This window comes from Thalassospira xiamenensis M-5 = DSM 17429 (assembly GCF_000300235.2).
Classification (GTDB): domain Bacteria; phylum Pseudomonadota; class Alphaproteobacteria; order Rhodospirillales; family Thalassospiraceae; genus Thalassospira; species Thalassospira xiamenensis.
In genome coordinates this window covers 3,570,945-3,590,295 of the sequence record NZ_CP004388.1, presented here as the reverse complement: position 1 = coordinate 3,590,295, position 19,351 = coordinate 3,570,945, and the positions used below count along the sequence as shown (strand labels likewise).

At 54.3% G+C, this 19,351-nt stretch carries 14 protein-coding genes; 5 read left to right on the top strand and 9 right to left on the bottom strand.

Features of this window, described 5'->3' with window-relative positions; all coding sequences use genetic code 11:
- Nucleotides 1-66: 66 nt before the first annotated feature.
- The 3 genes from TH3_RS16660 (at nucleotide 67) to TH3_RS16650 (ending at nucleotide 3,556) form a co-directional block, all read left to right on the top strand.
- Nucleotides 67-750 (top strand): DUF2848 domain-containing protein, encoded by a 684-nt coding sequence (locus TH3_RS16660; RefSeq protein ID WP_040060104.1) that lies wholly within the window; start codon nucleotides 67-69, stop codon nucleotides 748-750.
- Nucleotides 751-802: 52 nt separating this feature from the next.
- A complete protein-coding gene (locus tag TH3_RS16655; protein ID WP_007090057.1) occupies nucleotides 803-2,083 on the top strand; it encodes an amidase in 1,281 nt (426 codons plus the stop codon).
- 105 nt (nucleotides 2,084-2,188) lie between these two features.
- A complete protein-coding gene (locus TH3_RS16650) occupies nucleotides 2,189-3,556 on the top strand; it encodes an IS1182 family transposase (RefSeq protein ID WP_040059618.1) in 1,368 nt (455 codons plus the stop codon).
- A 133-nt stretch (nucleotides 3,557-3,689) separates the two neighbouring features.
- Here the strand turns inward: TH3_RS16650 and TH3_RS16645 are convergent, their stop codons facing one another.
- From TH3_RS16645 to trxB, 5 genes are all read right to left on the bottom strand, one after another.
- Complete coding sequence (locus TH3_RS16645; RefSeq protein WP_007089859.1) at nucleotides 3,690-4,160, bottom strand: Dps family protein; 471 nt, start codon at nucleotides 4,158-4,160, stop codon at nucleotides 3,690-3,692.
- A 121-nt stretch (nucleotides 4,161-4,281) separates the two neighbouring features.
- Nucleotides 4,282-6,369, bottom strand: coding sequence for an elongation factor G (locus TH3_RS16640; RefSeq protein WP_007089858.1), 2,088 nt, complete (start codon nucleotides 6,367-6,369; stop codon nucleotides 4,282-4,284).
- A gap of 896 nt (nucleotides 6,370-7,265) precedes the next feature.
- A complete protein-coding gene (locus TH3_RS16635) occupies nucleotides 7,266-8,579 on the bottom strand; it encodes an adenylate/guanylate cyclase domain-containing protein (RefSeq protein ID WP_007089857.1) in 1,314 nt (437 codons plus the stop codon).
- Between the two features lie 997 nt (nucleotides 8,580-9,576).
- Nucleotides 9,577-10,494, bottom strand: coding sequence for a LysR family transcriptional regulator (locus TH3_RS16625; RefSeq protein WP_007089855.1), 918 nt, complete (start codon nucleotides 10,492-10,494; stop codon nucleotides 9,577-9,579).
- Nucleotides 10,495-10,836: 342 nt separating this feature from the next.
- A complete protein-coding gene (gene trxB, locus TH3_RS16620) occupies nucleotides 10,837-11,787 on the bottom strand; it encodes a thioredoxin-disulfide reductase (protein WP_007089854.1) in 951 nt (316 codons plus the stop codon).
- A 309-nt stretch (nucleotides 11,788-12,096) separates the two neighbouring features.
- Between trxB and TH3_RS16610 the strand changes: the two genes are divergently transcribed.
- On the top strand, nucleotides 12,097-12,582 hold the full coding sequence (locus tag TH3_RS16610; RefSeq protein ID WP_007089852.1) for an Lrp/AsnC family transcriptional regulator: 486 nt from the start codon (nucleotides 12,097-12,099) through the stop codon (nucleotides 12,580-12,582).
- Nucleotides 12,583-12,845: 263 nt separating this feature from the next.
- Here the strand turns inward: TH3_RS16610 and TH3_RS16605 are convergent, their stop codons facing one another.
- From TH3_RS16605 to carA, 4 genes are all read right to left on the bottom strand, one after another.
- Entirely contained in the window at nucleotides 12,846-13,322 is a 477-nt protein-coding gene (locus TH3_RS16605) for a GNAT family N-acetyltransferase (protein ID WP_007089851.1), read from the bottom strand.
- An 84-nt stretch (nucleotides 13,323-13,406) separates the two neighbouring features.
- On the bottom strand, nucleotides 13,407-13,880 hold the full coding sequence (gene greA, locus TH3_RS16600; RefSeq protein WP_007089850.1) for a transcription elongation factor GreA: 474 nt from the start codon (nucleotides 13,878-13,880) through the stop codon (nucleotides 13,407-13,409).
- A gap of 104 nt (nucleotides 13,881-13,984) precedes the next feature.
- Nucleotides 13,985-17,227, bottom strand: a complete 3,243-nt coding sequence (gene carB, locus TH3_RS16595; RefSeq protein WP_007089849.1) for a carbamoyl-phosphate synthase large subunit — start codon at nucleotides 17,225-17,227, stop codon at nucleotides 13,985-13,987.
- A gap of 90 nt (nucleotides 17,228-17,317) precedes the next feature.
- Nucleotides 17,318-18,484: a glutamine-hydrolyzing carbamoyl-phosphate synthase small subunit gene (gene carA / locus TH3_RS16590; protein ID WP_007089848.1), complete on the bottom strand. Its 1,167-nt coding sequence runs from the start codon at nucleotides 18,482-18,484 to the stop codon at nucleotides 17,318-17,320.
- A gap of 365 nt (nucleotides 18,485-18,849) precedes the next feature.
- Between carA and TH3_RS16585 the strand changes: the two genes are divergently transcribed.
- Entirely contained in the window at nucleotides 18,850-19,305 is a 456-nt protein-coding gene (locus tag TH3_RS16585; protein ID WP_007089847.1) for a GatB/YqeY domain-containing protein, read from the top strand.
- The last annotated feature ends 46 nt before the right edge of the window (nucleotides 19,306-19,351 follow it).

Genomic DNA, 19,351 nt, shown 5'->3' with positions numbered 1-19,351 from the left:
GGGAAACCGGTCCGCAACCGCCAGATGCGCGCAAAATTTGTAAAAATCAGAATTGGGATAACGCAAATGCAGATGAATTTTATCCTTGATGGCGGTGCCGTCAGCTTTGAAATCGGCCATTGCACGGTTGCTGGCTGGACCGGCCGCGATGCCAAGGCGATCCAGCATCACATTGACGAACTGGCCGTCATCGGGGTCAAACCGCCTTCGACCGTGCCGCTTTATTACCGCACATCGTTTGGCATGCTGACCCAAGCACCGGTGATCGAGGTGGTTGGCAAAGGCACATCGGGCGAGGTAGAGCCGCTGGTGATTGCAAAGGATGGTGTTTTGTATCTTGGACTGGCATCCGATCATACCGACCGCGAACTTGAAGCCCATTCGGTTGCACTGTCAAAGCAGATTTGCGCCAAGCCGGTCGCCAACACGATCTGGAAATTTGACGATGTTGCCGATCATCTGGAACAGATCGAACTGAAATCCTGGATCCGTGAAGGCGACAGTGATGAATGGGTTCCATATCAGGAAGGCACGATTGCATCGATCCGTCCGCTTTCCGATCTTATCGAAGGTTCGGGGCTAAAGTCGGCAGGGGCCAGTGGTAAGGCGGCTGTGATGCTGTGTGGAACTTTTGGTGCGAAGGGCGGGGTGCGTCCGGCACGTTCGTTTAAAATGGCGATGAATGACCCGGTACGGGGGCTGAGCATTACGCACAGCTATGACATTGTTGAATTGCCTGAAATCGCCTAGGCTCGGTTTCAGAAAATTTCCATAAAAATCAGAACGTAACGGAGGCAGCCCGATGGGTGCGATCATCGACAAGGCAAAGGCGGCAATCGACAGGGTCGATCAACTGGGCGATTTGGCAGCCAGGATTTTCACCGAGTTTGACCGCGACCGCATTTTGCGTGACGCCGCGGCGGCCGAGGAACGCGTTGCGCAATCGGCAACAGACTTGCCGTTGGCCGGTATGCTGGTTTCGGTAAAGGACCTTTACGACGAGGCCGGTGTGACCACCACGGCAGCATCAAAATTGTTGCAGGGGCGTCCGGCAGCAACGCGGGATTGTGAAATCATCGCGCGTATCAAGGCTGCCGGTGCCGTGCCGTTTGGTCGCACCACGCTCAGCGAATTTGCCTATTCCGGTGTTGGACTTAACCCGCATTACGGAACGCCGGGCAATGTGTTTGACCCTGAAGGCATTCCGGGCGGGTCGACATCGGGCGGTAGTTTGACGGTTGCGCTTGGTCTGGTCGATATCGCGTTGGGTACCGATACCGGCGGCTCGGTCCGCATTCCGTCGGCGATCAACGGGCTTTATGGCTATAAGCCCAGCCGTTTGTGGATGTCGGGCGAAGGCATTCATCCGCTTGCCAAAAGCTTTGACACGGCAGGGCCGCTTGCCGGTGATTTGCAAACCGCCATAGCCGCATTTGAAGTCATGTCGGGCAAAACCGTCCCCGCACAGGATGGCAAACCCGCCCCGATCAAAATCGGTGTGCCGGCCCATGCCTTTGTGAATGATCTTGATGACCGGGTGCGGGCGGATTTTGATGCGGTTTGCAAAAAGCTGGCAAATGCCGGACATCAGTTGATCGAGATTGATCTGGGCTTTTTGGCCGAAAATGCCGTGATCAACAAAATTCTTGTCGCGGCCGAGGCGCATAAAATCTATTCACAGGATTTCAAGGCGCTTGAAACTTGTGGCGATCCGCGTGTTTTGAACCGGATGCGTTTTGCCGATACGCTAAGTGCGGCAGACCTAATTGATGCCTATGCCAAGCGAACCGACGTGATTGCGATGTTCAGTTCGGCCATGGCGGATGTCGATGTGATGATTTCACCGACATTGCCAATGATGGCACCCAAGATTGCCGAAGTCGAAGCCGACTTTGACCGTTTGAATGCGATGATGTTGCGCAATACTTCCTATCTGAACCTTTCGGATGCCTGCGCCATTTCAATCCCGGTTCCGGCTGGTGACGGCGTTGCGCCGGGGGCATTGATGATTGCGGCACCGCACGGGCACGACTTTGCCGTCCTGCATGCGGCGCGCCGGATTGATCCTTTGCTGCGTGGATAGTGTTCGGTTGGCTTCACCGGATATGAAAAAGGCCCGGATGGATTTCCGGGCTCAGACTGCTGACAAAGTCCTCGCCATTGGCGGGGATTTTTGATTCAATGGGGAATGCTTAAGAAACCCAGCCCACATCAAACCGAACTTGAGATGGTGACACTCGACAGTTTGGTCCCCAGCGATCATTTGCTTCGTAAGATCGATGCCGTGATCGATTTCAGTTTTATCCATGCGCGCGTGGCCGATTTGTACTGCGCGAACAATGGCCGTCCCGCCCTTGATCCGGTGATGATGTTTAAGGCGCTGTTCATTGGCTATCTGTTTGGCGTGCGCTCGGAGCGCCAGCTTGTGCGCGAGATTGAGGTCAATGTCGCCTATCGCTGGTTTTTGCAACTCAAGCTGACCGACAAGGTCTTTGATGCCTCGACCCTGTCGCAGAACCGGCGGCGTCGATATCATGATGCCAGTGTTGCGCAGGATATTTTTGACGAGATCGTCGAGCAGGCGATCAGGCACGGGCTGGTGGATGGTAAGGTTCTCTATACCGACAGCACGCATTTGAAGGCCGATGCCAACAAGAACAAATGGGACCGCGAAGTGGTTGCCAAATCGCGCGCGGCCTATTGGGATGATCTGGATCTGGCGATTGAGGAAGACCGGGCGGCTCATGCGAAAAAGCCGCTCAAAGCCAAGGAACGCCAGCCGGTTGAGAAAGAAACCAAGATCAGCCGAACCGATCCCGACAGCGGATATATGGTGCGCGACGGCAAGCCCAAGGGCTTTTTCTATCTCGATCACCGCACGGTCGATGGCAAGCTTGGGATCATTACCGACAGTTACGCCACCCCGGCCAATCTGCATGACAGCATTCCCTATCTCGACCGTCTTGACCGACAAAGGCAGCGTTTTGACCTTGATGTTATCGCCGTCGGACTGGATGCGGGCTATGCGACCGCCGCGATTGCCAAAGGCCTTGAAGATCGTGACATCCTTGGCGTGACGGGCTATCGCCGCCCGAACCTTCGGGAAGGCTACATCCCCAAACGCAAATACGTTTATGACCCTGAACGTGATGCTTATCGCTGCCCCGAAGGTCAGCTTCTGTCTTATGCGACAACCGACCGAAATGGATACCGCCATTATCACAGCGACCCGGAAAAATGCCGCACCTGTCCTGTGCTGGCTTCCTGTACCGCCAATGCCCACCACCGAAAAACTGTCACGCGCCATGTCTGGCAAGACGCCAGAGACCGGGCTGACGCCTATCGTCTGACAGAGTGGGGTAAGCGGGTTTACAAGCGCCGAAAAGAGACGGTCGAACGCTCTTTTGCAGATGCCAAACAGCTTCACGGTCATCGATATGCAAGGTTCCGGGGACTGATCAATGTCAAATGCCAATGTCTGCTGGCCGCCGCCGCCCAAAACATCAAGAAAATAGCCCTGGCTTTGGGCCCCAAGGGGCCAATCGCTGAGGGATAATCCCCTCGGCACACTCAAGCCAGCTTTCAAACACCTCTAAAAGAAAAACCCCGCCAAAATATGACGGGGTTTGTCAGCGGTCTGAGGCCCGGATGGATTTCCGGGCCTTTGTTTTGAACATGACGTCGGCGTTTTAGCTTTCCAGCAGGGAGCGCAACATCCATGCGGTTTTTTCGTGGACCTGAATGCGTGCGGTCAGGAGGTCGGCGGTGGCATCATCGTCTGACGAGTCACAGATCGGATAAAGCGAACGCGCGGTCTTGATCACGGTTTCATGGCCTTCGACCAGTTGTGTGATCATGTCCTTGGCGGCGGGCACACCGGTTTCTTCCGGGATCGACGAGAGTTTGGCATAAGCCGAAAAACTGCCCGGGGCAAACGCCCCCAGCGAACGAATACGTTCGGCAACTTCGTCAATCGCCATGGCCAGTTCGGTATATTGTTCTTCGAACATGGTGTGCAGGGTCTGGAACATCGGCCCGGTCACGTTCCAATGGAAGTTATGGGTTTTGAGATACAGCGCATAAGAATCTGCCAGAACGCGGCCAAGGCCGTCGGCGATCGCAGTGCGGTTGGTTTCATTGATTCCGATATCAATCTGCATGTTTTCACTCCGGTAAAAGGGGCACATGCCCGAAGGTTAGCTCTTTGTCTGCAAAGAGTATCAACGATTGGAAAACTTTACGCCAATCAATAGTTTAATGATTAGCGATAGATCAATTCTATTACTTTTTATGTGGTTTTTGTCGGGCACTGACGATCAGATCGGCCTGCTTTCCCGCAATCTCCTGCATGTGCGAGAAACTTCGCGTGAAAAAGCCAGTGCCCTGTGTGAGTGACCGTAATTCCATCACCATGTTGCCGGTTTCGGATGCTGGCATCTGCACGTCGATTTCGTCCCATCCCTGCCAGTCATCCTTGGCGCTGAACCCAAGGATCTGACCACGCCGGGTGCTGACCAGTCGCTGGGCTTTTGACGTGAATTCGGACGGAATTGAAATCGCATATCTTTCTATGGGTTCAAGCAGGACAGACTGCCCTTCTTTAAGCGCTTCGGCGATAGCGATCCGCCCGGCCATCTGAAACGCCTGATCGGAACTGTCGACCGCGTGATAGGACCCGTCAACCAATTCAACCGCGATGTCGACAACTGGGAAACCGAGCGGCCCGGAACGCGTGGCGTCACGCACCCCTTTTTCGACAGCTGGGATATATTGCCGGGGAATGGCCCCGCCGACGATCCGTTCAGTGAATGAAAAACCTTCGCCGCGTCCAAGGGGTTTCACTTCGATCTGGGCATCGCCAAACTGCCCGTGACCGCCGGTCTGCTTTTTATATCGCCCGCGCGCCTGGGCCGGTTTGCGCACGGTTTCCTGATAGGCGGTTTCAACAGGCCGGGTTTCGATTTCAAGGTGATAGCGGCTGCGAAGCTGCGCCAGTGCGACCTGAAGATGGATATCACCATGCCCCCGTAAAACAAGTTGTCCGGTATTGTCGCTATGGATGAAGGACAGCGACCTGTCCTGTTCGCACAGATGGCGCAATGCTTCGGTCAGTTTGACGTCATCACCGGGTTTGGTGACTTCCAGCCCTGTTTCATAAAGCGGGGGCAATGGATCGGGCCACAGATTATCCATTTCACCATCGGTGGTGCAGAGCGAGCCGGTTCGAAGATGATCGATGCGCGGCAGGCCGATGATGCTGCCAAATGTGCCGATATCGAGCTTTTCGTGCTTATCGCCAAAGACCTGACACATGCCTGCGACCTTGTCGCGATCAAGTGTGTCGCCATTCTTTAGCTGTCCCGAAAGGACGCGCCCATAACAAAACCGCCCCGCATGGGGCAGATGAACAGTTTTAAAAATCTGGACGGCGACATTGTTGCCTTCCGGTTCAATGCCCAGGCGGTGGGCGCAGACATCCGCATTCGGGGCTTCGTGGCGCAACGCCTTTAACAACCGGATGATCCCGTGATCATGTTCGGCAGACCCGAAAAAGACCGGAACAATCAAATCCTTGGCCAGATCTCGTTCAAGATTGTCATAGATCGTTTCTCTTGCCGGTGTCTGATCTTCAAGGATTTGTTCAAGAAGATTGTCGTCAAAATCGGCAAGTGCTTCGAGCAATCCATCCCGGACCTCGGCTTCGCGTTCTTTGGCGTTGGCGGGCAGAGTGATCAGTTTTGAAGGTTGTCCTTCCAGATATTGATAGGCCCGTTCGGAAACGACATCGACGAAACCGGTTATCGTATCGTCCGGCCCCTTGCCGTCGCGGATCGGAATTTCACGGAGCACAAGCGGACGCTCCGAGATTGATTGCAGCGCATCAAGGCTATCGCGCAGGCGAATGCCGCTATGATCGGTTTTATTGATGAAAATCAGATGCGGAATACGGTTGCGATCCAGAAATTTCAGGATCGGTGCGGCGATCATGGCGCGTGTCGGGTCGGGTTCGACAACCACGATGGCAACATCGCATATCATCGCGGCTTCACGGGAATCCTGTGCAAAATCAACCGAGCCGGGGCAATCGATAAAATGCCATTCCTCGTCAAGATACCGGGTTTGGGCAACCGTCATTTCGGTGCTCATTTGCCGTTCGCTTGCCTCGGCTGTTGCATCGCCGATTGTCGTGCCATCACGAACGGACCCCTTGCGATGTACTCGACCTGTCGCGGCAAGAAGGCTTTCAAACAGGCTGGTCTTGCCACTGGAATAGGGGCCGATTAACGCGGCACATCGCGGAACGTGACGGGGGCTAGCGAGGGGATTTGTGGTGTCTGCTTTGTCTTTTGGGTCTTTGGACGAGGGCATGGACATCTCCTTGATGCATCATGGGACGCATGGGGCCGGCCCGCGCATGGAGATCTGTATTATCCCGCCTAAATAAGCGGTTTGCCAATTCCATGTGCTTTCTGCAAATGATGCAGCCGGTCAGGACGTTGCGCGCGCCCGGTTTTTCCGGGTCTGTGTGGTGCGGGTGTCCGGTCTGCGTTGGCACAGAAGGCAACAGGGTACGGGTGCCGGAAGGGAATGCAATTGCATGAGTCATTCCGGATTGGCGTGTTTCTGCCAATGCGGAGCCGGACAATCTTCAGGATAGATCATTATTGGCAATATCGCTATCAAGGGTTTGCGGGTTCATATGCCCCTTTTTGACCATAATTCGCCCTCAAATGGCCCTATGCGACCTGCTTTCCTGCCCTATTCACAAGGCAGATTAGGCATTGTCAGTCGAGGCAACGGCCAGAACCTTCTGTCCCCCCTCAAACGTCTTCTGGCCCGTTCTTTCATCTTCCCCCGAAGAAAGAACAATTGCAGACCTCGCTGATCGGTCTCCCCAAGACCATGAAGACCCCGAAAATGGGGCGGGTAAATCCCGCCCCTTCTTTTTTCCCGAACGGAAACAGGTTTTTCGCGGTTTCAGCTCCAAACTTTATTTTGCCCCAATTTGCCCCTGAATGGTCATTACCGGCCGGTTTTTACGCCCCAATTCAAGGGCATATTCACAATTGTCAGATGCGGAAACGCCGGTGAAGCGCCCCTCCCTCGCTACTCACCGGGACCTTTAAAATCACTGTCCCCCGCAGTGATCTGCACCCCAAGGTCAAGGCACCGTATCTGACCGGTCTCCCCAAGACCATCTGTCCCCCAAAAGCGTGGGGCGGGCAAATCGCCCGCCGCGCGCTTTTTCTTTGTGGGGCCTGCCCCTAGAGACTGAAGATCGGTGTTGGCGTTTCGCGCCCACGCACGGTGACTTCACCGCGCGCCTGCCAGGCAAAACCTTCCTCGCAGGCCCTGACGGTATCCTCGGTCGCAAGGATGTAGCTGCCATATTGTTTGTTTAGCTGTTCCAGTCGGGCGGCAATATTGACATTGTCACCATGGACGGTGAAGGTCAGGCGGTTTTCCGAGCCAACCGCACCGATCACGATATCGCCGGTATTGATCCCGCAACGGGTTTTGAGCCTGCCGCCATGGCAAAATGTGGTTTCAGCACAGACCCGTGTGATATCGATTGCTGTCCGAACTGCGTTTAACGCGTGGTCGGGATCGGCTTTTACCGCGTTGAAGGTAATCAGCATTGCGTCGCCCTGAAACTGGGTGATCACGCCACCATGTTTATTGATCACATTGCTGGTCGCGGCGAAATATTCGTTGAGCATTGCAGCAAGTTCTTGCGGGCTCAGCTTTTCGGAAACGCCGGAAAACCCCTCGATATCGGTAAACATGATGGTGGCCCTTGCGGCTTCACCATCGCCAGGTTTGATTTGCTGGTTTGCGTGGGTAATGCGCGCGGCGACCTCGGGCGAGATAAAGCGTGACAGCTCGCTTGCCGCGATTTCATCTGTGACGGCACGGGTGAACGAACGTTGTGCGCGCAAAACTGCAATCGCCAACACGGTTGACACCAGAACAATGGCAATGATCTTGTCGATCTCGGCCCCGATCAGGATCGAATTGGATGTCAGATAAGTCACATAGTCCCGTGTGATCATACTTTGGCCGCGTTCGCTCCAGATCACATAGAAGACCAGTATCAGCCAGCCAATTGCCGCCGTTGCGCCCGCCAGCAAAATATAACGCGGGTCAAACCGCAGGGTGCGCAGCGAGATGAAGATGAACACATAGATCATGGTCGGCGATTTGAGATAGAAGCTTGCCGGTTGCATATACTGGATATGGAAGCTCCAGATCAGGACCATCAGCAAACCAATATCGACAATAACCGACAGGGTCAGGAACCAGTTTGACAGGCTGCCGCGATAAGACAGCGCCAGTCGGATAAAGGTGAACAGGAAATATAGTCCCAAAGCCCATGGGACAGGATGAATTCCGGTGTTCATGAATGTTTTGGGTGAGACGGTGTAAAGGGTCGCAAAGATCGTCACCAGCAACAGCTGCACCCAGCCGATCAGTTTTTCGCTCTCTTGCTGCTGAAGGGCAATCGCATGACGCACACGTTCCGGCAGGCGATCCTCTGCCGGTTTGCCAAACAGGAACTGGCCGATATTTTTCTGCATGATTTTAATCCCCGATTACCAGACGCACGTGCGCGCAAGCTTCATACTGCGTGGTTTCAGTGTGACTGCCAAGGTGAAGACGGTTGCAACGGGTCACAGTTGCGCGTGGTGATGGTGAGGATATCGTCAGGGCAAAAAAAAGCCGGGCAAATGAATGCCCGGCAAGTTTATCAGGGAGGCTTCACGTCTGGGAGACGTAGGACCCTTCTCAGGGCCCTGGGTATGCCGGGCAGGGCGCCCGGCAAAGACCGAAATTCGGTCAGGGAGAAAACTCTGTACCGCGATGCGGTTGTTCACCGCTGCGGTTCGAAGAGGAAGATAGCGTTTTTGACGGGAAACACCACTGTCAAATTGCTCATTCAGCCATGCGTAAATTGCATAAATCTTGGGCTGCAAAAATTTTTCCTATAAGTGACTGAAATATATAAAATATTTATGGATTCTAATGCGCTTGTTCCCAATCTTTTGATCAGTTTACTGCCGCTTAATTGTGCGAATGCGAAAAAAATGCCGGTAGCTAGGGGAAGCTACCGGCAAGATCAACAGGGAGGCTTTAACGTCTGGGAGACGAGGAATCCAGGGAAGATTCCAAGCCGAATAACGTTTCGGCGGACGGATCATGCGGAGATCAGGAAAAGATGAAAGCGCTCTTCGCGTTTGCGGTCGCTAACAACTTCTGATGTGAATATACGCATATGATCTTACGCTTAAAAATAGAATAACGACAATCCAACCATGCGCTCAGTGCATGGCGAAAAAATGTCATTAAATTGAAGCTATTATGACAGCGTTTTCCTGAAAGGCCCGATTTTGCATCCTGATAAACCTGCGCATCACGTCAGTGATTTACTAATGCGCGCTCAGGTTTGGCCGTCGTCGGTATGTCATCGTGCGGGGTGCTGTAAATCAAAGGTTGTATTGTTCCGTTGAGACGCAAGAAAAAAGCCCCGCAACCAGATTTGGTGCGGGGCTTTGGATTCTCTTGGTGCCGTTTGCGTTAGTCAGCCGCAGCGGCAGCATTGACTTTTGCTTTGACCTTGTTGATTTCCTCGATCAGGAAATCACGGAACACCGCAATGCGTTTGGAATGGCGCAGTTCTTCGGGATAAACGAAATAGGCATCGAAACTTGGCCCTTCGAGTTCCGGCAGAATGCGGACCAGATTGCTGTCGGCGGGTAGCAGGTAATCGGGCAGAGCTGAAATACCAAGCCCGGACTCCGTTGCACGGAAGATACCATAGATATTGTTCAGCTTCAGGATCGGCCGCATATCCGGTTTGAACTGCTGGGCGACGGCCATCATCCAGTTGACGTTGGAAACCGGCGGGCGCGCATCCGCACCATAAATGATCAGGCGATGATCTTTCAGGTCTTCGGGTTTCTTCGGAATGCCGAACTGCTTGATATATTCGGGGGATGCGAAGACATGATAACGCAGCGTCATCAGTTGACGCTGCACCAGATCGGCCTGACGTGGGGGCTGCATGCGGATCGCAACATCGGCCTCGCGCATGGCAAGATCAAGTTCCTCGTCGTTGAGTACCAGCGACAATTCGATTTCCGGATAGCGTTCAAGGAATTCGTTGATCCGCGGTGTCAGCCAGGTTGAGCCAAAGGCGACCGTGGTGGTGACCTTCAGCGGACCGCTGGGGCGTTCCTTGGATTCGCGAATGCGGGCTTCGGCCATGGAAAGCTTGGCAAACACATCATGGGCCGTGCGATACAGAAGTTCACCCTGCTCGGTCAGGATCAGGCCGCGGGCGTGACGGTGGAATAGCGGCACCTTGACGCTTTCTTCAAGTGCGCTGATCTGCCGGCTGACAGCCGACTGGCTCAGATTGAGATTTTCCCCCGCGTGTGTGAAGCTTCCCGCTTCCGCAACAGCGTGAAAAACACGCAGCTTGTCCCAGTCCATAGACCTGCTCCTAATGTCACTGTCGCGCTATTGCCGCAACAGTCCCCTGATACTTCTTTATCTTCTTCTTAGAAGCATTTGGTTTCCACACTGTTAAGCCGCATGCGGAATTGCTTCCAAACTGATATCATTAGATCAATATGAGGCCTTTGACGCGATCTGCAAGCAACCAATTGCGAAAGTGGTGATTTCGTTCACGCCGAATTCGTAAATGAACTCAGGGGATTGCCCGGAAACAGCGTGTTCGTGCATTGCGAGCAAGGTTGTATTTCCGGGTAACGCACAGAAAAAAGGGGCACCATGAGCACCCCTTTATCATATCTGGTTCTCGTGTTGCCGTGTTTATTCGGTGTGCTCGGCAATAAACTTTTCGGCTTCGAGGGCGGCCATGCACCCCATGCCTGCTGCGGTAACCGCCTGACGGTAAATCTTGTCGGTCACGTCGCCTGCGGCAAAGACGCCCTTGACGTTGGTTGTGGTACTGCCCGGTTTGACAAGGATGTAATTTTCGTCATCCATGTCGATCTGTCCTTTGAACACGGCGGTTGCCGGATCATGGCCGATCGCAACAAAGAAACCATCCGCAGTAATGTCTGTCAGATCGCCGGTTTTTACATTGCGCACGCGAACGGCTTCAACGCCATCCATCGGGCCGTCACCGCCAAGAATATCGTCAATGACGCTGTCCCAGACGACGTCGATCTTTTCATGCTTCAGCAGGCGATCCTGCAGCATTTTTTCCGCGCGCAATTCGTCGCGACGGTGCACGAGCGTCACCTTCGAGCAGATCCCGGCAAGATAAAGAGCTTCTTCAACCGCGGTATTGCCGCCCCCAACAACCACAACCGGTTTGTTGCGATAGAAGAACCCGTCACAGGTGGCACATGCGGAAACACCGCGACCGTTGAATTTTTCTTCGCCCGGAAGGCCAAGCCAGCGGGCCTGTGCGCCGGTTGAAATGATCACGCTTTGGGCAACATAGACATCACCCGAATCGCCTTTGCAGACGAAGGGGCGTTTCGAAAAGTCGACTTCGGTGATCAGGTCGTGGACCATTTTGGTTCCGACATGCTCGGCCTGCGCCTTCATCTGATCCATCAGCCACGGGCCCTGGATGACATCGGCAAAGCCGGGATAGTTTTCAACATCTGTCGTGATCGTCAACTGACCACCTGGTTGCAGGCCCATAACCATCATGGGTTCCAGGTTGGCGCGTGCAGCATAAATCGCTGCTGTGTAACCGGCCGGGCCGGATCCGATGATGAGGACTTTGGTGTTATGTTCCTGGGCCATGTGCTTTGCATATTGTGGTCGGTGAAAAACAGGTTTCGAACATATGGGGTGATCTGGCATTGCGCAACCGCCTCGCACGATGTTTTGCAAGGTTTTCGGAACGGTGTCCGATGATGCTTTTCAGTCTGACATTTCGATTGGCGGAAAATAGCGGTTTGCAACGTTTTGATACAAAATTGTGCAGTGCATTTGTACGCGTTACAAAAGGGCAGATTGCATTCTGCTGCCGAATATATTATTGCCAGCGTACTGGCCCCCTGTAATATTGTTTCGTCCGGGGTAAGTTCAGCGCACAGAATCGAGGGATAAATGCAACGGGTCAAACTCGACAAGATCGACCGCAGAATTCTGCGCGATCTCCAGGAAGATGGCCGCATGACCAATGTGGAACTTGCACGCCGTGCAGGTATTTCTGCGCCACCCTGTCTGCGTCGTGTCCGTGCGCTTGAAGAAGCCGGTTTCATTCAGGGCTATCATGCCGATGTTGATGCGCAGGCGCTTGGATATAATGTAACCGTGTTTGCGCTGGTCGGTCTTGCGAGTCAGGCCGAACATGATCTGCGCGCCTTTGAAGGCCGTGCCGCTGCATGGCCGGAAGTGCGCGAATGTCATATGGTTGCCGGTGAAATGGATTTCCTTTTGAAAATCGTTTCACACAGCTGGGACGAATATCAGAAGTTTCTGACAACCGAACTGACGGTTGCGGAAAACGTCAATCACGTGAAATCGGCACTCTCGATTCGCACCGCCAAAAACCAGCCCGGTGTTCCGATTGATATCGAGGCCGAGGACTGAGCTGAATTGCATCAGTCCGATAGATAAAAACCGGCACCTTCGAGGTTGCCGGTTTTGTTTTGTCTGCGTGCCAGAAACAGGTTTGTCGTTAATCAAAGCGGAGCCAATCATTTGACTGGCTCCGCTTTGAGACGCCCGTTATCCCCCCGGCCGGGCGTCGCACGCTGTTGGTGTTCTCGATCTTTCCAGAACGATCATTTCAGAATGATGCCGAAAAATATTATGAATTCAATTCTTTGTCACGTGCTTGATGATCAGTGGTTTTATTGGCCAAGGTTCTTTAACTCATCCCCATCAATTTCATATTGCAGGGCCCCGGAGTTACGCGCGCCTAGCCGTTCGTAAAACCGGCAGGCGGCTTCGTTGCGATGCAGGACGGACCACCACATCGAAATATAGCCGTGATCCAAGGCGTATTTGCCAAGAGCCTTCATCAGTTTGTTGCCAACTTTTTCCGAACGCATGTCTGGCACAACATAAAGTTCGGTCATCCATAACCCGATTTTTGAATAATCCGGGTTATAGAACGGCTGAAAGATCGCCTGTCCGACAGCGCGACGCCCATCCCATGCGATCAGGCTTTTGATCAGCGCTCTTGGCCCGAACATCATTTCATGGATGCTTTCGGTCGTATGGGGCGGATTGTCGTAATCAAGTTCAACATGCAGGGCATTGGACATGTCGGCGACATGGACGCTGTCTTCCGGGCGGGCATGGGAAATGATGATGTCAGGTGTCATGGCAGATGCTTGTGCAGGGTATTTGGATCAAAAAAACGGCCCGATGTTTATCGGGCCGTACTTTCGCAAAATATTACAATCGGATCAGGCGAATTCGACCTTCAGTATCTCGTAGCTCTTCGTGCCACCAGGCACGGTAACTTCTACGGATTCACCAACGGCCTTGCCGATCAGCGCACGGCCAATCGGAGAGGTGGTCGAAATACGGCCGGAATTGATATCAGCCTCGATCGGACCGACAACCTGATAGGTGGTTTCCTCGTCGGTGTCCTCGTCGACAAGATGCACGGTCGCGCCAAATTTGACGACCGACCCAGCCAGCGACTTGATATCGATGACTTCGGAGCGGCTAAGAACATCTTCCAGTTCGGCAATTCGACCTTCGCAGAAGCTCTGTCGTTCACGCGCGGCATGGTATTCGGCGTTTTCCGAGAGATCGCCATGCTCGCGCGCTTCCGAGATCGCCTTGATGATTTCAAGGCGTTCGACGGATTTGCGGTGCTTCAGCTCTTCTTCGAGGCGCTGATGCCCTTGCGGGGTCATAGGTACTTTTTCCATCGCGCTCACAGCCTATTCTTATTAGCGATCGATACTACAAAATCGACCGCCCGGCAGATACCGCCGGGCGGTCTAAACTCGTTGAACGGGTTCGAAAAGGAACCTCAGTACTCGTCCCCAAGATATTCCTGAACGGGTCGCACTGCAAGTGCTCCGCGTTTCAGGTTGTCGATGGCACGCAGGGTGGCGCGGGCACCGGCAATCGTGGTGTAGTACGGAATATCGTTGCTGAGTGCCGTCCGCCGGATCGAGAAACTGTCGACCACAGCCTGTTTGCTCTCGGTGGTATTGAATACCAGGTTGATATCGCCGTTCTTCATCATGTCCACGATATGGGGACGTCCTTCCTGTACCTTATTGACCGGGGTGACGTCCAGCCCTTCTTTTTCAAGAGCTTCGGCAGTGCCATGCGTCGCAACAATCACAAAGCCAAGCTCGATCGCGTCGCGTGCGAGTTGAACAGCGGCCGGTTTGTCATAGTTTTTGACTGACATGAAGATCTTGCCAGATTGCGGCAAATCGTGACCCGCCGCCATCTGGGCCTTCGCAAAGGCGCGACCGAAATCGGTATCAAGGCCCATGACTTCGCCGGTTGAGCGCATTTCCGGGCCAAGCAGGGTATCGACACCCGGGAAGCGGTTGAACGGAAGCACCGCTTCCTTGACCGCAATATGCTTGAACGGACCTTCGTTGATCTTGAAGTCCGAAAGCTTTTCGCCTGCCATGATGCGCGCGCCGATTTTTGCAATCGGGTTGCCGGTGGCCTTGGCAACAAACGGAACGGTACGCGAGGCACGCGGGTTGACTTCGATCAGATAGATCACATCACCCTTGATCGCGAACTGCACGTTCATCAGGCCAACAACATCAAGTGCCTTGGCCAGCTGAACAGTCTGTTCTTTCAGGCGGTCAATCATGTCCTGACCGAGCGAATAGGGCGGCAGTGAGCAGGCACTATCCCCGGAATGGATACCGGCTTCCTCAATATGCTGCATGATGCCGGCGACAAAGACATTTTCGCCGTCCGAAACCGCGTCGGCATCAATTTCAATCGCATCCTGAAGGAAGCTGTCGATCAGAACCGGGCTTTTGCCCGAAACCTGAACGGCTTCGGTCATGTAGCGCAGCAGGTCTTCGGTGGTGTGAACGATTTCCATCGCACGGCCGCCTAGCACGTAGCTTGGGCGGATAACGATGGGGTAACCGATGCCTTCGGCGATCTTGACGGCTTCGTCGACCGAACGAGCAATACCGTTGGCCGGCTGCTTCAGGCCCAGCTTGTGGATCAGTTCCTGGAACCGGTCGCGGTCTTCGGCAAGGTCGATGCTGTCGGGGCTGGTGCCGAGGATCGGAATGCCGGCCTTTTCAAGGGCGGCTGACAGTTTAAGCGGGGTCTGGCCGCCATACTGAACGATCACGCCCAGAAGTTCACCCTTGCTTTGCTCAAGCTGGCAAAGTTCGATCACGTCTTCGGCCGTCAGTGGTTCGAAATACAGGCGGTCCGAAGTGTCATAGTCGGTGGAAACCGTTTCCGGGTTGCAGTTGACCATGATGGCCTCGATACCGACTTCACGAAGCGCATAGGCCGCATGCACACAGCAATAATCGAACTCGATGCCCTGACCGATACGGTTCGGGCCACCGCCAAGAATGATGACTTTCCTGCGATCAGTTACTTCGGCTTCGTTTTCCGGTTCAAAGAAACCGTCGCCTTCGTAAATCGAATACATATAAGACGTGCGTGACGGGAATTCGGCGGCACAGGTATCGATGCGCTTATAAACCGGGCGAAGTTCCATCGCGTGACGGATCGCGCGAACGTCGTCTTCTTCCATACCCACCAGTTCCGCGAGACGCGCGTCCGAGAAACCGAGTTTCTTGAGACGCAGCAATTCCTGCTTGTCCTTAGGCAGGCCTTTGGCACGAACCTGTTCTTCTTCGGCGACCAGCATTTCGACCTGACGCAGATACCATGGGTCAAACTTGGTGGCCGACTGGATTTCCGAAAGAGTCAGACCGTGACGGAATGCCTGTGCCGCATAAAGAATGCGGAACGGCATCGGTTGCGTCAGTTTTGCGCGGATCGCGGCCTTGTCCGGCGCGCCTTCGATTTTCACTTCGTTCAGACCGGTCAGGCCGGTTTCCATCGACCGCAGGCCCTTCTGAAGGCTTTCGGCAAATGAGCCGCCAATCGACATGGCTTCGCCAACCGACTTCATCGCCGTCCCCAGAAGCGCTTGGGCACCCGGGAATTTTTCGAAGGTGAAGCGCGGAATTTTGGTGACGACATAATCGATGGTCGGCTCGAACGAGGCCGGGGTCACGCCGGTAATATCGTTATCAAGTTCGTCAAGCGTGTAACCAACAGCCAGTTTGGCCGCGATTTTGGCAATCGGGAAGCCGGTCGCCTTGGACGCCAGTGCAGACGAACGCGACACGCGCGGGTTCATTTCAATGACGATCAGGCGGCCATCATCGGGGTTGACCGCGAACTGAACGTTCGAACCGCCAGTATCCACACCGATCTCGCGCAGGACCGCCAGCGAGGCGTCGCGCATGATCTGGTATTCCTTGTCCGTCAGGGTCAGGGCCGGGGCAACGGTGATCGAATCCCCGGTATGAATGCCCATCGGGTCGACGTTTTCGATAGAGCAGATGATGATGCAGTTATCCGCGTGATCACGGACGACTTCCATCTCATATTCTTTCCAGCCAAGAATGGATTCTTCGACCAGAACCGTATGGGTCGGCGAAATCGCCAGACCATTACGAACGATCTGTTCGAATTCTTCGCGGTTATAGGCAATGCCGCCGCCTTCACCACCAAGGGTGAAGCTCGGCCGGATGATGGCCGGAAGACCAGTGGTTTCAAGGGCGACAACGGCTTCTTCAAAGGTACGGACCATTGCGGAACGCGCGCTTTCAAGGCCGATCTTGTCCATGGCTTCGCGGAAAAGCTGACGGTCTTCGGCCTTTTCGATTACGTGCTTTTTCGCACCGATCATCTCGACGCCATATTTATCAAGCGTGCCATCGTCATAAAGTGCCAGCGCGGTATTCAGTGCTGTCTGACCGCCCATGGTCGGCAGCAGGGCATCCGGGCGTTCCTTTTCGATGATCTTGGCAACCATTTCAGGTGTAATCGGTTCGATATAGGTCGCATCGGCCAGGTTCGGATCGGTCATGATCGTCGCCGGGTTCGAGTTGACCAGAATGACGCGATAGCCTTCTTCCTTCAGGGCCTTGCAGGCCTGTGCACCGGAATAGTCGAATTCGCAAGCCTGACCGATCACAATCGGGCCGGCACCGATGATAAGGATGGATTTGATATCTGTACGTTTCGGCATGTCTTTTTCCGCTTTTGGCGTGGCGGGCGCGATTGCTGCACCGCCCGAAATTAAGTCCGTAAATCGCTTGTCGCTGATGTTGTCGCGCTATCAGGCTTTCGCGTCTTCGATCAGGCCAACGAAACGTTTGAACAGGTAATGGCTATCGTGCGGTCCCGGGGATGCTTCGGGATGGTACTGAACCGCAAACACCGGTTTGTCTTTCAGGCGAAGCCCGGCAAGGGATCCGTCAAACAGTGAGAAGTGCGTTGCTTCAACATTGTCGGGCAGGCTGTTCTTGTCGACGACAAAGCCGTGGTTCTGGCTGGTGATTTCGACGACACCGGTTGTGGTGTCCTTCACCGGATGGTTCGCACCGCGATGGCCAACATCCATCTTTTTGGTTTTCGCACCAAGGGCGAGCGCCATCATCTGATGACCAAGGCAGATGCCGAAAACCGGTTTGCCGCTGTCGATCAGTTTTTTGATGGTCGGAACCGCATATTCGCCGGTTGCTGCCGGATCACCAGGGCCGTTCGACAGGAAAATCCCATCGGGGTTCATCGCAAGGATTTCTTCGGCGGACGTCGTTGCCGGAACAACCGATACCTTGCACTCAAGGGCGGCAAGGTTGCGCAGAATGTTGCGTTTTACACCGTAATCGATGGCAACGACATGGTGTTTGGCATTGCCCAGTTCGCCGTAACCGCCTTCGCGGGTCCACAGCGTCTGATCCCAGTCATAGCCTTCGGTGCAGCTATTGTCCTTGGCAAGGTCCATGCCTTCAAGTCCCGGCCAGTCTTTGGCCTTGGCGATCAGCGCATCAATGTCGAACCTGCCGTCCGGATTGTGGCAGATTACACCGTTCGGTGCGCCTTCGTTCCGGATGCGTTTGGTCAGGCGGCGGGTGTCGATACCGGCGATGCCGATCCGGCCATGTTTTGCCAGCCAGTCATTGAAATGACCTTGTGAACGGTAGTTGGATGGCTCGGTAATGTCCTGGCGCAGGATGCAGCCAAGGGCGACGGGGGTGGTGTTTTCGATATCCTCGTCATTGGTGCCGACATTGCCGATATGGGGGAAAGTAAAAGTGATCATCTGCCCGGCATAGGACGGGTCGGTCATGATTTCCTGGTAGCCCGTGATCGAGGTGTTGAAGCAGACTTCACCAACAACCTCTCCTCGGGCACCGGCGCCTCGTCCCCAGAAAACAGAACCATCGGCAAGTACCAGAACGGCAGAAGCACCAGGAGGCGGGGTGTGCGTGGGCGCTGACATTGGCGAATGTCCTTTCGATCTTTCCACGGTGAGACACGGAGTCTTTATATATAATAATTACGAGCAGGCCGAGAAAAACGGCCCAATTCGCCTGCATATCGGGCATGCGGACATGGCAAGGTATCCCCAGTCGCATCTACCGCAACGCCAAAAGACGTCGGTACAATATGCTGAAAGCGGGTAAAAACCTCATCCCGGCAGGCAAATTGGCGGATGTCTACGGGAGTCGTGCTGCCCTGTCAAGGATGCATCCAAACTTTTATTTTTCCTTTTAAATCAACAAGTTAAATGGAAAGGTTTTCTTTGCCTAGATGGCGCTTTTGGGGTATGTTCGCTCCTTTCTTCCACAGAATCAGAGATAAGCCATGCTGCGATCGCAGCTTACAGACGCTTTGAAAAAGGCCGTCCTTGCGAAGGATGCCGTATCCGTGACCACCGTGCGCCTGATCCTGGCAGCACTCAAGGAACGCGATATTGCGGCACGCGGCGAGGGGAACACCGATGGCATTTCCGACGAGGAAATCCTGACCCTGCTGCAGGCGATGGTCAAACAGCGTCGCGAAAGCATCGAAATGTACACCAAGGGCAATCGCCCCGAACTGGCGGCACAGGAAGCCGCAGAGATCGGTGTGATTGAGCGGTTCCTGCCCAAACAGATGTCCGATGATGAAATCGAGGCGGCTGTCAAAGGTGTGGTTACCGACCTTGGCGCGACCTGCCTGAAGGATATGGGCCGGACGATGGCAGCACTTCGCGAAAAATACGCCAGCTGCATGGATTTCGGCAAAGCCGGCGGTGTTGCGAAAAAACTTCTCGGCTGATTTCGAGAATAGCTATTTTTAATGGAAGCCGGGCGTGTAAAATCGT

Coding starts and splice junctions, on each gene's coding strand:
- TH3_RS16660 (WP_040060104.1), top strand. CDS start 67: ATGCAGATGAATTTTATCCTTGATGGCGGTGCCGTCAGCTTTGAAATC.
- TH3_RS16655 (WP_007090057.1), top strand. CDS start 803: ATGGGTGCGATCATCGACAAGGCAAAGGCGGCAATCGACAGGGTCGAT.
- TH3_RS16650 (WP_040059618.1), top strand. CDS start 2,189: ATGCTTAAGAAACCCAGCCCACATCAAACCGAACTTGAGATGGTGACA.
- TH3_RS16645 (WP_007089859.1), bottom strand. CDS start 4,160: ATGCAGATTGATATCGGAATCAATGAAACCAACCGCACTGCGATCGCC.
- TH3_RS16640 (WP_007089858.1), bottom strand. CDS start 6,369: ATGCCCTCGTCCAAAGACCCAAAAGACAAAGCAGACACCACAAATCCC.
- TH3_RS16635 (WP_007089857.1), bottom strand. CDS start 8,579: ATGCAGAAAAATATCGGCCAGTTCCTGTTTGGCAAACCGGCAGAGGAT.
- TH3_RS16625 (WP_007089855.1), bottom strand. CDS start 10,494: ATGGACTGGGACAAGCTGCGTGTTTTTCACGCTGTTGCGGAAGCGGGA.
- trxB (WP_007089854.1), bottom strand. CDS start 11,787: ATGGCCCAGGAACATAACACCAAAGTCCTCATCATCGGATCCGGCCCG.
- TH3_RS16610 (WP_007089852.1), top strand. CDS start 12,097: ATGCAACGGGTCAAACTCGACAAGATCGACCGCAGAATTCTGCGCGAT.
- TH3_RS16605 (WP_007089851.1), bottom strand. CDS start 13,322: ATGACACCTGACATCATCATTTCCCATGCCCGCCCGGAAGACAGCGTC.
- greA (WP_007089850.1), bottom strand. CDS start 13,880: ATGGAAAAAGTACCTATGACCCCGCAAGGGCATCAGCGCCTCGAAGAA.
- carB (WP_007089849.1), bottom strand. CDS start 17,227: ATGCCGAAACGTACAGATATCAAATCCATCCTTATCATCGGTGCCGGC.
- carA (WP_007089848.1), bottom strand. CDS start 18,484: ATGTCAGCGCCCACGCACACCCCGCCTCCTGGTGCTTCTGCCGTTCTG.
- TH3_RS16585 (WP_007089847.1), top strand. CDS start 18,850: ATGCTGCGATCGCAGCTTACAGACGCTTTGAAAAAGGCCGTCCTTGCG.